The organism is Oceanobacillus neutriphilus (assembly GCF_014645515.1).
Taxonomy (GTDB): domain Bacteria; phylum Bacillota; class Bacilli; order Bacillales; family Amphibacillaceae; genus Oceanobacillus; species Oceanobacillus neutriphilus.
In genome coordinates this window covers 16,303-30,185 of sequence record NZ_BMLW01000015.1, presented here as the reverse complement: position 1 = coordinate 30,185, position 13,883 = coordinate 16,303, and the positions used below count along the sequence as shown (strand labels likewise).

Annotated in this window: 13 protein-coding genes and 1 other annotated feature; of the genes, 1 reads left to right on the top strand and 12 read right to left on the bottom strand. The window is 40.0% G+C overall.

Annotated elements, in window-relative coordinates; genetic code table 11:
• The 3 genes from rpsG to rpoC form a co-directional block, all read right to left on the bottom strand.
• A complete protein-coding gene (gene rpsG / locus IEX29_RS21450; RefSeq protein ID WP_188737098.1) occupies positions 1-471 on the bottom strand; it encodes a 30S ribosomal protein S7 in 471 nt (156 codons plus the stop codon).
• A gap of 37 nt (positions 472-508) precedes the next feature.
• A complete protein-coding gene (rpsL, locus tag IEX29_RS21445; RefSeq protein ID WP_188737096.1) occupies positions 509-922 on the bottom strand; it encodes a 30S ribosomal protein S12 in 414 nt (137 codons plus the stop codon).
• Positions 923-1,273: 351 nt separating this feature from the next.
• Positions 1,274-4,888 carry a DNA-directed RNA polymerase subunit beta' gene (gene rpoC / locus IEX29_RS21440; RefSeq protein ID WP_188737094.1) on the bottom strand — a complete coding sequence of 1,205 codons (3,615 nt, stop codon included), beginning with the start codon at positions 4,886-4,888 and terminating at the stop codon, positions 1,274-1,276.
• Between the two features lie 23 nt (positions 4,889-4,911).
• Between rpoC and IEX29_RS26865 the strand changes: the two genes are divergently transcribed.
• Positions 4,912-5,301, top strand: a complete 390-nt coding sequence (locus IEX29_RS26865; RefSeq protein ID WP_229720326.1) for a hypothetical protein — start codon at positions 4,912-4,914, stop codon at positions 5,299-5,301.
• Here the strand turns inward: IEX29_RS26865 and rpoB are convergent.
• From rpoB to rpmG, 9 genes are all read right to left on the bottom strand, one after another.
• Positions 5,295-8,840 carry a DNA-directed RNA polymerase subunit beta gene (gene rpoB, locus IEX29_RS21435; protein ID WP_188737093.1) on the bottom strand — a complete coding sequence of 1,182 codons (3,546 nt, stop codon included), beginning with the start codon at positions 8,838-8,840 and terminating at the stop codon, positions 5,295-5,297. The genes IEX29_RS26865 and rpoB overlap by 7 nt on opposite strands.
• Positions 8,841-9,249: 409 nt before the next feature.
• Positions 9,250-9,855, bottom strand: coding sequence for a class I SAM-dependent methyltransferase (locus IEX29_RS21430; RefSeq protein WP_188737090.1), 606 nt, complete (start codon positions 9,853-9,855; stop codon positions 9,250-9,252).
• Between the two features lie 170 nt (positions 9,856-10,025).
• Positions 10,026-10,388, bottom strand: a complete 363-nt coding sequence (rplL, locus tag IEX29_RS21425) for a 50S ribosomal protein L7/L12 (protein ID WP_188737088.1) — start codon at positions 10,386-10,388, stop codon at positions 10,026-10,028.
• 54 nt (positions 10,389-10,442) lie between these two features.
• Positions 10,443-10,940 carry a 50S ribosomal protein L10 gene (gene rplJ / locus IEX29_RS21420; RefSeq protein WP_147211545.1) on the bottom strand — a complete coding sequence of 166 codons (498 nt, stop codon included), beginning with the start codon at positions 10,938-10,940 and terminating at the stop codon, positions 10,443-10,445.
• A gap of 51 nt (positions 10,941-10,991) precedes the next feature.
• Positions 10,992-11,136: a sequence feature (ribosomal protein L10 leader region), on the bottom strand.
• Positions 11,137-11,185: 49 nt separating this feature from the next.
• Positions 11,186-11,878: a 50S ribosomal protein L1 gene (gene rplA, locus IEX29_RS21415; RefSeq protein ID WP_147211546.1), complete on the bottom strand. Its 693-nt coding sequence runs from the start codon at positions 11,876-11,878 to the stop codon at positions 11,186-11,188.
• Positions 11,879-12,057: 179 nt separating this feature from the next.
• Positions 12,058-12,483, bottom strand: a complete 426-nt coding sequence (gene rplK, locus IEX29_RS21410) for a 50S ribosomal protein L11 (protein WP_139344913.1) — start codon at positions 12,481-12,483, stop codon at positions 12,058-12,060.
• 236 nt (positions 12,484-12,719) lie between these two features.
• Positions 12,720-13,256: a transcription termination/antitermination protein NusG gene (gene nusG / locus IEX29_RS21405; protein WP_077605136.1), complete on the bottom strand. Its 537-nt coding sequence runs from the start codon at positions 13,254-13,256 to the stop codon at positions 12,720-12,722.
• A gap of 144 nt (positions 13,257-13,400) precedes the next feature.
• Positions 13,401-13,574, bottom strand: coding sequence for a preprotein translocase subunit SecE (secE, locus tag IEX29_RS21400; RefSeq protein WP_188737086.1), 174 nt, complete (start codon positions 13,572-13,574; stop codon positions 13,401-13,403).
• A 48-nt stretch (positions 13,575-13,622) separates the two neighbouring features.
• The gene (rpmG, locus tag IEX29_RS21395; RefSeq protein ID WP_077605138.1) at positions 13,623-13,772 is read right to left on the bottom strand and encodes a 50S ribosomal protein L33; all 150 of its coding nucleotides are present in this window, start codon (positions 13,770-13,772) and stop codon (positions 13,623-13,625) included.
• Positions 13,773-13,883: the final 111 nt, after the last annotated feature.

Sequence of the window (13,883 nt, the reverse complement as noted above, 5' to 3'; positions counted from 1 at the left end):
TTACCAACGGTAGTGAGCGAATGCTTTGTTCGCTTCTGCCATTTTATGCATATCTTCTCTTTTCTTAACAGCAGCTCCTGTATTGTTAGAAGCATCAAGAACTTCATTAGCAAGACGTTCTTCCATTGTTTTTTCTCCGCGTAAACGGGAGTAGTTAACAATATAACGTAATCCTAAAGCTTGACGACGCTCTGGGCGAACCTCCACTGGTACCTGATAGTTTGAACCACCGACACGGCGGGCACGTACTTCAAGTACTGGCATAACATTTTTCATTGCTTGCTCAAAAACTTCCATTGCGTTTTGGCCACTTCTTTCAGCAACTAATTCAAACGCATTATAAAGGATTTTTTGTGCTTTTCCACGCTTCCCGTCTACCATAATCTGGTTGATGAGGCGTGTAACTAATTTTGAGTTATAAAGCGGATCTGGTAATACATCACGCTTTGGTACTGGACCTTTACGAGGCATTGTACATCCTCCTTTCCCTTAATATTATTTTAATTACTTATTTTTTAGGTCTTTTCGTTCCATATTTAGAGCGTCCTTGCATACGGCCTTCTACTCCAGCAGTATCAAGTGCTCCACGTACGATATGATAACGTACCCCCGGTAAGTCTTTTACACGACCGCCACGGATAAGAACAACACTGTGCTCTTGCAGGTTGTGACCAATCCCAGGAATATATGCAGTTACCTCCATGTTGTTAGACAAACGTACACGCGCATATTTACGAAGTGCAGAGTTTGGTTTCTTAGGAGTTAATGTACCTACACGAGTACATACACCACGTTTTTGCGGAGCGCTCTGATCAGTCATTTTCTTTTTAAAGCTGTTGTAGCCTTTATTAAGTGCAGGTGAGTCAGACTTTCTTGTCTTTGTCACACGGCCTTTACGAACTAGCTGATTAATTGTTGGCATTGAATCTTCCTCCTCTCAATTTCAATTTAGTAATCAAATAACAACCTTTTGTAATACCACACATCCAGGTGGTTCATTTTTAGTGATAAAAAAATCTCTCACAATTTTTGCGAAAAATAATTAATCCTATACTCAGATTGCCTTTGTTATTATCGTTTAAAATAAACCGAAGTTCCGATTATGGACTGCCCCGAAAATTACTTTTGCAAGCATAATCAGAAGCACCTTGAATATAATACCACCCTGTATATTGTTTGTCAATATATTCTTAGTATTTTTTCGGTGCTCCCAAAAATAACTTACAATGTGATGACAGGAAGGGGTATGCCCCTTCCTGATCAACATTTCATTTTATACTCTTTGTGTGCTTTCTTCGTCTGTTATTTCTTCATCAGATTCCGGCACATCAAGCTCAGCTTCTAAAGTACGATATTGTGGCATTCCTGTACCAGCTGGAACAAGTTTACCAATAATAACATTCTCTTTCAGGCCAAGTAATTCGTCACGTTTTCCTTTAATAGCAGCATCTGTCAGGACACGTGTAGTCTCCTGGAAGGATGCAGCTGACAGGAATGAGTCAGTTTCAAGAGATGCTTTTGTAATACCAAGTAATACCGGGCGGCCTGTAGCAGGATCTGCGCCTTCTTTGAATACTTTGTGGTTGGCATCTTTGAACTGATGTAATTCAAGCAGTGAGCCTGGCAATACATCTGTATCTCCAGAAGATACAACACGGATCTTACGAAGCATTTGGCGAACCATTACTTCGACGTGTTTATCTCCGATTTCTACACCCTGCATACGATATACACGTTGTACTTCTTTAAGCAAGTAGTCTTGAACGCCTTCTACACCTTTGACGCGAAGAAGTTCTTTTGGATCAACGGAACCTTCTGTGAGCTCTTGCCCTGTTTCCACTTGATCTCCTTCTTGAACTTTCAGACGCGCGTTATAAGGAACAGCATAGCTGCGTTGCTCTACATTACCCTGAATTACAATTTCCTGTTTATCTTTAACTTCCTTCATTTCAAGAACAGTACCGGCAATTTCAGTAATGACTGCCTGCCCTTTTGGATTACGGGCTTCGAACAGCTCCTGGATACGAGGTAAACCTTGTGTGATATCATCTCCGGCAACCCCGCCTGTATGGAAGGTACGCATGGTTAACTGTGTACCCGGTTCACCGATGGATTGTGCTGCGATAATTCCAACCGCTTCGCCAACCTCAACGTCTGATCCAGTAGCTAAGTTACGGCCATAACATTTCTGACATACACCATGCTTCGTGTTACAAGTGAAGGCTGTACGGATGGTTACTTCTTCGATACCTGCTTCAACAATCGTTTTCGCCTGATCTTCATGGATGAGTTCATTTTTCTTCACAATGAATTCACCAGTTTTAGGATGTTTTACATCTTCGAATGCTGTTCTGCCGATCAAACGGTCTAACAATGGTTCAATCACTTCTGATCCATCTACAAGCGCAGCAACTTTCAATCCGCGGTCCGTTCCACAATCTGCTTCACGGATGATAACATCCTGTGCAACATCTACAAGACGGCGGGTCAAGTAACCTGAATCGGCTGTTTTCAGTGCTGTATCGGCAAGACCTTTACGGGCACCGTGGGTAGAGATAAAGTATTCCATTACGGTTAATCCTTCACGGAAACTTGATTTGATTGGAATTTCAATGATTTTACCGGATGGATCGGCCATCAAGCCACGCATACCAGCAAGCTGTGTGAAGTTTGATGCGTTACCACGGGCACCGGAATCACTCATCATATAGATTGGATTTCGATTACTCAATGATCCCATCAAACGGTCCTGAATAACATCTTTCGCCTCTGACCAGATAGCAATTACACGATCATAACGCTCTTCCTCTGTAATCAGACCACGGCGGAATTGTTTTAATACCTTATCTACTTTGGATTGAGCCTCATCTAAGATACCTTGTTTTTCCGGAAGTACAACAATATCGGAAATACCAACTGTCATACCGGCTTTTGTAGAGTAACTGAATCCTAAATCCTTCATGCGGTCAAGCATCTTAGAGGTTTCTGTAATTTTGAAACGCTTGAAGACCTCAGCGATGATATCACCTAAGAAGCCCTTCTTAAATGGTTTAACCACTTCACGATTTTTAATTTCTTCTTTAATATCTGTTCCAGGATCAACAAAATAGTTTTCCGGTGTTTTCTCTTCTAAATTCACCTTTGAAGGTTCATTCATATACGGGAAGGAATCCGGAAGAATTTCATTAAAAATCAGCTTACCAACAGTTGTTAATAATAGCTGGCTATTTTGTTTTTCTGTAAATGTTTTATTATTTAAGCTGGACGCCTGCACTGCAATACGGGTATGCAGGTGAGCATATCCAGTTTGATAAGCAATTAATGCCTCATTTGTATCTTTAAAGTAAGAGCCTTCTCCAATTGAACCTTCACGCTCCAGGGTAAGGTAATAGTTTCCAAGTACCATATCCTGTGATGGTGTAACAACTGGTTTTCCATCCTTAGGGTTAAGGATGTTCTGTGCTGCTAACATTAAGATTCTGGCTTCTGCCTGTGCTTCTGCTCCAAGCGGAACGTGTACAGCCATTTGGTCTCCATCAAAGTCAGCGTTATATGCAGTACATACAAGCGGATGCAGACGGATTGCACGACCATCAACCAACGTAGGTTCGAATGCTTGAATACCCAATCTATGAAGGGTTGGTGCACGGTTAAGCAGTACTGGGTGTTCCTTAATAACATCTTCTAAAACATCCCATACGTCAGGGTGCACTCTTTCAATTTTTCTCTTCGCTGATTTAATATTGTGTGCAAGACCTCTAGCTACTAATTCTTTCATAATAAATGGTTTGAACAGCTCTAACGCCATTTCTCTCGGCAGACCACATTGGTACATTTTCAAATGAGGTCCAACAACGATAACAGAACGGCCGGAATAATCCACACGTTTACCTAACAGGTTTTGACGGAAACGGCCTTGCTTCCCTTTCAGCATGTGAGAAAGAGATTTTAACGGGCGATTCCCCGGACCTGTAACCGGGCGGCCACGACGGCCATTATCGATTAAAGCATCGACAGCTTCTTGAAGCATACGTTTTTCATTTTGAACAATAATGCTTGGAGCGCCTAAATCAAGCAGACGTTTTAAGCGGTTGTTACGGTTGATGACACGACGGTAAAGGTCATTTAAATCAGAAGTAGCAAAACGTCCGCCGTCTAATTGAACCATTGGACGAATTTCTGGAGGAATAACCGGAAGAACATCTAAAATCATCCAGCTTGCATCATTTCCAGAGTTACGGAATGCTTCCATTACTTCCAAACGTTTAATTGCACGGGTACGGCGCTGACCGTGAGCTGTTTTCAGCTCTTCACGCAGTGCATCAACTTCTTTTTCCAGGTCAAGATCCTGCAATAATTTACGGATCGCTTCTGCGCCCATCTGAGCTTTGAAGTTATTACCGTATTTATCATAATAAGAACGGAATTCTTTCTCGGAAAGCAGCTGCTTCTTCTCAAGCGGTGTACTTCCCGGATCTGTTACGATATATGCTGCAAAGTAGATAACTTCCTCTAAAGCACGAGGAGACATATCTAATACTAATCCCATACGGCTCGGGATTCCTTTGAAATACCAAATGTGTGATACTGGCGCAGCAAGCTCAATATGCCCCATACGCTCACGGCGTACTTTCGCTTTTGTTACCTCTACACCACAACGGTCACAGACAACACCTTTGTAACGAACGCGTTTATATTTACCACAATGACATTCCCAATCCTTCTGTGGGCCAAAGATACGCTCACAGAACAACCCGTCTTTTTCCGGTTTTAAAGTACGATAGTTAATTGTTTCTGGTTTTTTCACTTCTCCATAAGACCAAGAACGAATCTTTTCTGGTGAAGCGAGCCCTATTTTCATGTACTCAAAATTATTTACATCCAACAAGGGGCAATCCTCCCTTTTAATGTATGTTCAAAAAGTTCGATGAAAAAGACCAAGAAGTTCAAGGCGACGAGATTTTTACGAACGGAGCGTATGCTTTTAAATACGTGAGTAACGCTCTTGGTGGGGCGAGTAATCGCAGTCCCAACGGAAAAATCTCGTCAACGCAGAAATTCGCTGTGTCATTTTTGTTGAACTTTTTGAACATCCTCTTTTACAAGTTAAGAAAGTTTGAGAAAACCTGGCTTATCGTCATGTCTTGGCGAAAGTCTGGGATTTCTTTAAACGAAATTTTATTGAAAGCGCAGAATGGTTCAAAAGAAAAGGAACTTCTATGTTACCCACATCGTGTGGACAACATAGAAGTCACCACATCACAAGAGAAGTTTGAACCATTGCTGCACAAATTTTATTGATTTAACGGTTCTTCCACTTCAATGTTAAGCTTCGTTGACGTTTGACTGTCGTCGTCCTCTAGTTCACGCATATCAATTTCATCTTCTGTACTAGAGAGCATCTTAACATCCATACCAAGACTTTGAAGCTCTTTGATTAATACCTTAAACGATTCAGGAACACCCGGTTCTGGAGCATTATCACCTTTTACAATGGCTTCATATGTCTTCACACGACCGACTGTATCATCCGATTTAACAGTCAAGATTTCTTGAAGTGTATATGCAGCACCATAAGCTTCTAATGCCCAAACTTCCATCTCACCAAAACGTTGTCCACCGAATTGCGCTTTACCACCAAGCGGCTGCTGTGTTACGAGAGAGTACGGTCCGGTTGAACGAGCGTGCAGTTTATCATCAACCATATGTGCAAGTTTAATCATATACATGACACCTACAGATATACGGTTGTCAAAAGCTTCTCCTGAACGTCCATCATAAAGAACTGTCTTCGCATCTCTTGGCATACCTGCTTCTTCAAGTGTTTCCCAAACATCTTCCTCAGTTGCACCATCAAATACAGGACTTGCTACATGTAATCCAAGCTGTCTGGCAGCCATTCCTAAATGCAGCTCAAACACCTGTCCGATATTCATACGTGATGGTACCCCTAACGGGTTCAACATAATATCGATTGGTGTACCGTCAGGCAGGAACGGCATATCCTCTTCCGGTAAAATTTTGGAGATAACCCCTTTATTACCGTGACGGCCTGCCATTTTATCTCCTTCGTGAATTTTACGTTTTTGAACGATATATACACGAACAAGCTGATTCACACCTGGTGGTAACTCATCGCCATCTTCACGATTAAAGATTTTTACATCTAAGACGATTCCGCCGCCGCCATGAGGAACGCGTAAGGATGTATCTCTTACTTCACGTGCTTTCTCCCCGAAAATCGCATGTAATAAGCGTTCTTCTGCTGAAAGCTCCGTCATTCCTTTCGGTGTTACTTTACCTACGAGAATATCACTGTCAGTTACTTCTGCACCGACACGGATAATTCCATGTTCATCAAGGTTTTTAAGTGCATCTTCCCCGACGTTAGGAATATCTCTTGTGATTTCCTCAGGTCCAAGTTTTGTATCACGAGATTCTGATTCAAATTCTTCAATATGAATAGAGGTATATACATCATCTTTTACAAGTCGTTCGCTCATAATGATGGCATCCTCATAGTTATATCCTTCCCAAGTCATGAAGCCTACAAGAACGTTTTGACCCAATGCTAATTCTCCATCTTCCATAGAAGGACCATCAGCAAGAACCTCACCTTTTGTTACACGGTCTCCTTCAGCAACGATAGGGCGTTGGTTATAACAAGTACCTTGGTTGGAACGTTTATATTTTTGTAATCCGTAACGATCTGCGTCGCCTTCTACTTCTCTGCCATCCACATTGGAAATGCGGCGAACAATAACTGTGCTTGCTTCCACACGTTCCACAACTCCATCATGACGACAGATAACAGCAGCACCAGAGTCTTTACCATTTACATATTCCATACCCGTACCAACGATTGGTGCCTTCGGATTCATCAATGGAACTGCCTGACGCTGCATGTTAGCTCCCATTAATGCACGGTTGGAGTCATCATTTTCCAAGAATGGAATACATGCAGTCGCAGCGGATACAACCTGTTTCGGTGATACGTCCATATAATCAATTTTATCACGGGATACGATAATATTATCTTCACGGAAACGGGCAGTTACTTCCTCGTTTACAAAGAAGTTATCATCATCTAACGGTGAGTTTGCCTGTGCAACGATATAATTATCCTGTTCATCAGCTGTAAGATAATCAATCATGCCCGTTACTTTCCCGGTTTCAGGGTCAACACGACGATATGGCGATTCAATAAATCCAAACTTATTTACTCGTGCATAGCTGGATAGAGAGTTAATCAAACCGATATTCGGACCCTCCGGCGTCTCAATTGGACACATACGGCCATAGTGAGAATAGTGAACGTCACGCACTTCAAAACCGGCACGTTCACGTGTCAAACCACCAGGTCCAAGTGCCGATAGACGACGTTTATGCGTCAATTCACCTAACGGATTTGTCTGATCCATAAACTGTGACAACTGTGAGCTGCCAAAGAATTCTTTAATCGATGCAATAACCGGACGAATATTAATCAATTGCTGCGGTGTTACACTCGAAGTATCCTGAATAGACATTCTTTCACGAACAACACGTTCCATACGGGATAACCCGATACGGAATTGATTTTGTAATAATTCACCAACTGAACGCAGGCGGCGGTTCCCCAGATGATCAATATCATCTGTATCTCCTACCTGATGAAGCAGGTTAAAGAAATAACTGATAGAAGCCAGAATATCAGCTGGTGTGATATTTTTTATTTCTTTCGTTACTTCCCCATTTCCGATTACAGTCAGTTCACGTTCTCCATTTGGATCTGTAGGATCAAGAATTTTCACAGATTGTACCGTGATTTCTTCTTCCAGAACCCCGTCATGCGGTGTAATAGTTTTATCTCCAAAACGATCTTCTTTACGCTCAAGATATGGAAGAATCTTATCTAATAATTTTCTTTCCAGACGATCGCCCTGATTCGCAATAACTTCTCCAGTCTCTGGATCCACAACAGGCTCGGCAAGCACCTGATTGAATAAACGGTTTTTAATATGGAGCTTTTTATTCATTTTATAACGACCCACATGTGCTAAATCATAGCGTTTCGGATCAAAGAAACGAGATACTAATAGACTCTTCGCATTATCTACTGTTGGCGGTTCACCAGGACGTAAACGCTCGTAGATTTCTAAAAGAGCTTTTTCAGCGTTCTCTGTATTATCTTTTTCTAACGTATTCCGTAAATATTCATTCTCGCCTAACAAATCAACAATCTCTTGATCTGTTCCAAATCCTAAAGCTCTTAATAGAACAGTAATTGGTAATTTACGAGTACGGTCAATACGGACATAAGCAACATCTTTTGCATCTGTTTCAAATTCTAACCAAGCACCACGGTTTGGGATAACTGTTGTTGTTATACCGCGTTTACCATTTTTATCAATTTTTTCGTTATAATAAACACTTGGGGAACGTACAAGCTGTGATACAATAACACGCTCCGCTCCATTGATAATAAATGTTCCCGTATCTGTCATTAACGGGAAGTCACCCATAAACACTTCCTGTTCCTTTACTTCTCCGGTTTCATTATTAATTAAACGAACCTTCACGCGAAGGGGAGCATTGTATGTCACGTCTCTTTCCTTTGCTTCGTCTACAGGATATTTCGGATCACCCAAACTATAATCCACAAACTCAAGTGATAGATTTCCTGTAAAGTCTTCAATTGGAGAGATATCCTGGAACATCTCTCTCAAACCTTCTTCTAAGAACCATTCATAAGAAGCGGTTTGGATCTCGATTAGGTTAGGTAATTCTAACACTTCGTTAATACGTGCATAGCTCCTGCGTTGGCGGTGCCGTCCATACTGAACTAGTTGACCTGTCAACTGCTTCACCCCTTAAATCATCCATTTTGGTAGTTGTTTCTACAAAATGTAACTCATATTTAAAAGAACGTCTGAATAAATCATCTGTTCTTTAAAAAATAAAACTATAAACTCATTATCCTATCATTCACACCATGTATCACTTTCCTGTTCTACAGCTTATCTTTCTTCCGGTAAAACTTTATTTTCACCCGATGAAAAAACAACTGTTTTAAGGATATTGTGATTTTAGATTGTGCAGATGAAAGAATTTTGATAAACTATAGAAAAGCAATTTGTCGAATCTTGATTTTCTCGATTCTACAAGCCTTTCCCATTTGTAAAGATTTTATACATTCACCTAATAAAAACCTCCTAGGCAAACGTATCCTCATCTTAGCATCTTCCAATCTTAGCATAGTCCCAATTATTAGTCAAACTTTTTTGCTCGCAATATAAAATAACCTTTTTTCTTTGTAACTACTTCCACATTACCAAAAATCTGTTCCATTTTATCTTTTGCAGATGGCGCTCCCTGCTTTTTCTGAATAACTACCCATAACTCTCCATGATCTGCTAAATGATTATAAGCTTCTTCAAATATAGCATGCACCACTGTTTTACCAGCTCGTATCGGCGGGTTTGTAACAATAGAAGCAAAAGATTTATCTTTCAACTGCTCATATAAATCACTTTGAAGAATCGTTGTATTCGTAATTTTATTGATTTCTGCATTTTTAGCAGCCAGTTCAACGGCCCGTTCATTCACATCAATCATAAAAATTTGTCTTTCCGAAAAATCGGAAGCTAAAGACAACCCGATTGGTCCATAACCACATCCGACATCTAATATCGATCCACTAATCTCAGGCTCCTGAAAAGCCTCAATAAGTACTCTCGAACCAAAATCCACTTCACTTTTTGAGAACACACCAATATCACTCGTAAATTGAAATGTCTTCCCCCGCAAATCAAAAGACCAGCTTTGAGGCGATGACTTCGTCTGGGGCTGCTTTGAATAATAATGCTCTGTCATATGGATTAGCACCCACTTTATATTGGTTAAAAAAAGGCCACCTGTTCAACTAAAAATCATTCTCGTATATAAACTTGAACTTTTTCTAGCGACAAAGGTGACCTTTTATGAATTCGTGATAAAAGAGCCCGTCTAAAATACGACGAGCTCTTTTTCTTATATTCGTTAAATTATTTAACTTCTACAGAAGCACCAGCTTCTTCAAGTTTGCCTTTAACTTCTTCTGCTTCTTCTTTAGATACAGCTTCTTTAATTGCTTTAGGAGCGTTATCTACTAAGTCTTTAGCATCTTTTAAGCCAAGGCCAGTGATTTCGCGAACTGCTTTAACAACTTTGATCTTAGAAGCTCCAGCTTCATTAAGAACAACGTCAAATTCAGTTTTTTCTTCTTCAGCAGCACCGCCTGCAGCACCTGCAGCAGCAACTGGAGCAGCAGCAGTTACGCCGAACTCTTCTTCGATTGCTTTTACTAAATCATTTAATTCAAGTACAGTCATTTCTTTAATTGCACTAATCATTTCTTCGTTTGTCATGATTAAATTCCTCCTGATATAAGTTTGTTTTTTATTTTTAAACCGTTTGGTGTATTATGCACCTTGTTCTTCTTTTTGCTCAGCAACAGCTTTTGTAGCATAAGCAAGATTACGGATTGGAGCTTGAAGTACGCTAAGCAGCATAGATACCATACCTTCGTAGTTTGGCAGGTCTGCAAGCTCTTTAATTTGATCTAGTGAAGCAACATTTCCTTCAATAATTCCGCCTTTAATTTCTAAAGCTTCATGATCCTTACTGAAGTTGTTCAAGATTCTTGCCGGAGCAACAACATCTTCACTAAATGCAATTGCGTTAGGTCCAGTTAATACATCACTAAGCTCGTTTAGCTCAACAGCTTCTACAGCACGGCGAACCATTGTATTTTTGTATACTTTGAATTCAACACCTGCTTCGCGAAGCTCTTTACGTAATGCAGTAACCTCTGAAACGTTAAGTCCACGATAGTCAACTACTACTGCAGTTTGGCTATTACGAAACTTATCTGCAATTTCTTCTACTAATTGTTTCTTTTGTTCAATAATCCCTGACATCTTTCCACCTCCTATAATAACCGTCGCTATTATTACACCGTTCGAACGTGCTTTTCTATAAAAAAAGCTCTCATGCAGACATGAGAGCTTACTTTAGATCGGCAAAACGGTTTGCCTTTCTATAAATAAACACCTCGGCAGGATAATTAAGCTCATGCATAGCCCCTGCTGTCTACGGTATAACATTCGATTTTATTAAACCGAGAATTAGTATATCGAACGTTGGCTTAAAAGTCAACTACTAATTAACGGAAGTTTGAAACGTCAACTTTGATTCCTGGTCCCATTGTAGATGCAATGGAAGCATTTTTAAGGTAAGTGCCTTTAGAAGACTGAGGTTTAACTTTTACAAGTTGATCAGTAAGTGCAGTAAAGTTTTCTACTAATTTTGTTTCATCGAAAGAAACTTTTCCGATTGGAACATGGATATTAGAAGATTTATCAACGCGATATTCTACTTTACCAGCTTTAATGTCCTGAACAGCTTTTTCTACTTCGAAAGTTACTGTTCCTGTTTTAGGGTTTGGCATTAAGCCTTTTGGTCCTAAAACACGGCCTAATTTACCTACTTGAGCCATCATGTCCGGAGTAGCAACGATTACGTCAAAATCAAACCAGCCTTGGTTAATCTTGTTGATGTAATCTTCTTCTCCAACATAATCTGCACCAGCAGCTTCTGCTTCTTTTGCTTTATCACCTTTAGCAAATACAAGAACGCGTTGAGTTTTACCAGTACCATGCGGTAAAACCATTGCTCCGCGGATTTGTTGATCTGCTTTCTTAGGGTCTACACCAAGACGAAAAGCAGCTTCTACTGTTTCATCAAAGTTTGCTTTTGCAGTCTTTTTTGCAAGCTCTACAGCTTCTTTAATTTCATATGCTTTTGTACGATCAATCAGCTTTAGAGCTTCTTGATGTTTCTTACCATATTTAGCCATATTAATATCCTCCTCTTTTGTGGTTATAACGGTTGTACCTCCCACGGGACGAGAGCAAATACTCTTGTCCAGTACACAAATCATCTTTCCGTCCGGCATTCTCACGAATAAGGCTGCGGGTGAAAACAGCCGCAACCCTTAAAGTACGTGTTCAAAAAGCCTGATTACGGAATATCGAATCAGTCTTCGATTGTGATTCCCATACTGCGCGCAGTACCTTCAACCATGCGCATTGCCGCATCAACATCTGCTGCATTTAAATCCGGCATTTTTGTTTCAGCGATTTCTTTTACTTTGTCGCGTTTTACAGTAGCGACTTTTGTTTTATTAGGTTCACCTGAACCAGACTCGATTCCAGCTGCTTTTTTAAGTAGCACTGCTGCCGGCGGAGTCTTTGTAACAAATGTAAATGAACGATCCTCGAATACTGTGATTTCAACAGGGATGATTAAACCTGCTTGTTCTTGTGTTCGAGCGTTAAATTCTTTACAGAATCCCATAATGTTAACACCTGCTTGACCTAGCGCCGGCCCAACTGGTGGTGCTGGATTCGCTTTTCCCGCAGGAATTTGCAATTTTACTAATTTGATTACTTTTTTAGCCACGAGACACACCTCCTTAAAGTCCGTGATGTGGTAATAGGGTCTCTAATTTTATTTACCCTCCCACTCATTTCTTGCTCTCCTTTTAGTTGAAAACAAGAATAACAAAAAAATCTTAGCATGAATTCAGAAAAAAAGCAAGCCTCGATTCATGATAATGCTTTATCCGGAACGAATTGCTGTTTCAGCAATCCGTTCTCATTTAATAGGATCACTCTTTTTTTATTTCGCATTAAAATCTACGAAAGCTTGTCTACTTGAGAAAAGTCCAGTTCAACTGGTGTTTCTCTGCCGAACATATTAACATGTACTTTCAGTTTTTGTTTATCCGCATCAATTTGTTCAATGGTTCCTGTGAAGTTTGTAAATGGTCCATCTGTTACACGGACACTTTCTTTGACTTCAAAATCGATTTGGAGGGCAGGTTCACTGACACCCATTCTTTTCAGCACAACGTCTACTTCATCAGGTAATAACGGTGTTGGTTTTGCGCCATGTCCGCTGGAGCCGACAAATCCTGTAACTCCAGGAGTATTACGAACCACATACCATGAATCGTCCGTCATAATCATTTCTGTTAAAACATAACCCGGGAAAGATTTTTTCTTCACCATTTTCTTTTTACCATTTTTAATTTCTGCTTCTTCATCCTCTGGAACAATCACACGGAAAATCTTATCTTCCATTCCCATAGACTCTACTCTTTTTTCAAGATTCATCTTTACCTTATTCTCATAGCCGGAATAAGTATGAACCACGTACCAATTCTTCTCCATTTGTATCGGACAATAAACTGTCCTGTCCCCTCCTCTTCACGAATCAATATATTTCTTCTTTTTTATTCCAATTTAAAAAACCCGCATAAATCGGGTTTTCGTTGACTTTTATCTTCTGTTCATTATACCTACATTATAACGGAATTATTCAAAAAATGCATCTAAAAGTTGAGATATGCCTAAATCAACAACGAAAAAGAATACCGCCATGAAAACGACTGTAGAGATTACCACAAAGGTATAGTTTCTCAGTTCTTTTCCTTTTGGCCAGCTTACCTTCTTCATTTCTCTTGAAACATTCTTTAAGAACTTAAACATCTGCTGATATCCCCCCGAACTTACGCGAATCTATCCATCAATCTATATCTATTTTGTCTCACGATGCAGGGTATGTGTTTTGCAATGCTTACAGAACTTTTTCACTTCTAATCTTTGCGATTGATTGGCTGCGTTTTTGTTCGTTGAATAGTTCCTGCTAGAACATACTGCACATGATAAGACTATCTTTTTATTCATATATTCCACCCCAATACATAGGGATATAGACTATATTAACATAGCACTTCACTATCATTATGTCAATGTTATCTCTTGTTTTTTCATACTTTATTCTTTTTGAAAATCTTC